This window comes from Micrococcus sp. HSID17227, from assembly GCF_003989405.1.
Lineage (GTDB): Bacteria > Actinomycetota > Actinomycetes > Actinomycetales > Micrococcaceae > Micrococcus > Micrococcus luteus.
The window spans coordinates 1-1,480 of record NZ_RBLN01000392.1; the positions used below are offsets into that span (position 1 = coordinate 1).

A 1,480-nucleotide genomic window follows, 5' to 3' on the forward strand; every position below is an offset into this window, starting at 1 on the left:
TGGGAGTTCCTGCAGATGCTCGACGGGAACTGGCCGCCCGGCGCTGGAGCGCCGCGACCACCTGAGCGGTTCAGCGCGCGGCGTCCGGCCAGTTCCCGTCGAGCATCTGCAGGAACTCCCCCTCGGAGACCAGGGCGATGGCCTGCCCACGGTCCCGCCGGCGCAGGGCGTCCCGCGTCTTGCGGTGCGCCAGCGCCGTGGTCACGGCCTGCGGCGCCCCGTCCTCGGCGCGCGGGCGGTGCAGGTCCGCGGCCTCGAAGCCGTCCCCGACGACGAGCATCGTGGTGGCCGCGCCCACCCGGTTCGCGGTCTGCGCGCCGTGCGAGGCCGCGCGCGTCTTGGCACTCTGACGTGACATGCCGATGCCGCCCGTGAACACCACGGTCTGGCCGAACAGGGGGTGGCCCGGGTCGGCGGTCGGGTTCGGGAGCGGATTGACGCCCTCGTCCGGCCAGCGCATGAAGTCGGGCATGGCGCGTTCGTCCCGCAGCGGGACCCGCGCGTCGAAGACGCCCTCGGTGCGCCGGGCCTGGCGAGTGGCCTTCGACTCGGCGCCCGATCCCGCCGCCCGGGGGGCGAGGACGCTGACGCTCAGCCCCTGGGCCCGCATCAGGCGGTCGACGCCGCGGCCGGCCGGCGCGTCGGTCAGACCCGGCAGAACGTCCGCGTCGGCCGGCGGCGCTCCCAGCACGCGCCGGCCGATGTCCACGAGGATGGCCGCGCAGGCCTCGGCGTCGGCCAGTGCGTCGTGGTGGCGTCCCGGGGTGAAGCCGGCCTCGCGCGCCGCGGAGGGCAGGGCGTACGAGGGCAGGTCGTAGACGCGGCGCGCCAGCACCAGGGTGCACACGAACTCCAGGCCCGGCACGTCCCGGCCGGAGACCTCGAGGCCGGACTCGATGACGCCGACGTCGAAGCCCGCGTTGTGCGCCGCGAGCACGTCCGTCCCCACGAAGTCCGCGAGCTCGTCGTACACCTGCGCGAACCGGGGGGCGTCCAGGACGCGGTCCTCGGTGATGCCGTGGATGCGCACGTTGCGGGGATCGAACCGGTCGAAGCCGACGGGCGGACGGATCAGCCACTCGGCACGGTCCACCATGACCCCGTCCCGCACCCGGACGGCGCCCACGGCGCACGGGGAGCCGCGGAAGCCGTTGGCGGTCTCGAAGTCGATCGCGGTGAAGTCCAGCCCCGGCACGGGGACGCGCCCGCCGCTCACGGGCGCGCGTCGAGCGCGTCCACCAGGTAGGGCAGCAGGGCGCGGAAGGCGTGCCCCCGGTGGCTGATCGCGTTCTTGTCCTCGGGGCTCAGCTGCGCGGTGGACACGTCCCGGCCCTCGGGCCGCAGGATCGGGTCGTAGCCGAAGCCGCCGTCCCCCACGGGCTCGCACAGCAGCGTGCCGGGCAGGCGGCCGTGCTCGACGTGCTCGACGTGGATGGCCCGGGCGCCCGCGGCGTCCGGGCCGCTGGGGACCGCGAGCGCG

At 75.7% G+C, this 1,480-nt stretch carries 2 protein-coding genes; both read right to left on the reverse strand.

Annotated elements, in window-relative coordinates; translation table 11 throughout:
• Nucleotides 1-70: 70 nt before the first annotated feature.
• Nucleotides 71-1,216: an exonuclease domain-containing protein gene (locus D8M29_RS12130; protein WP_127446019.1), complete on the reverse strand. Its 1,146-nt coding sequence runs from the start codon at nt 1,214-1,216 to the stop codon at nt 71-73.
• Nucleotides 1,213-1,480 (reverse strand): non-canonical purine NTP pyrophosphatase (locus D8M29_RS12135; RefSeq protein WP_174233362.1); only part of this gene is annotated, 268 nt, incomplete at its 5' end. The genes D8M29_RS12130 and D8M29_RS12135, both read right to left, overlap by 4 nt.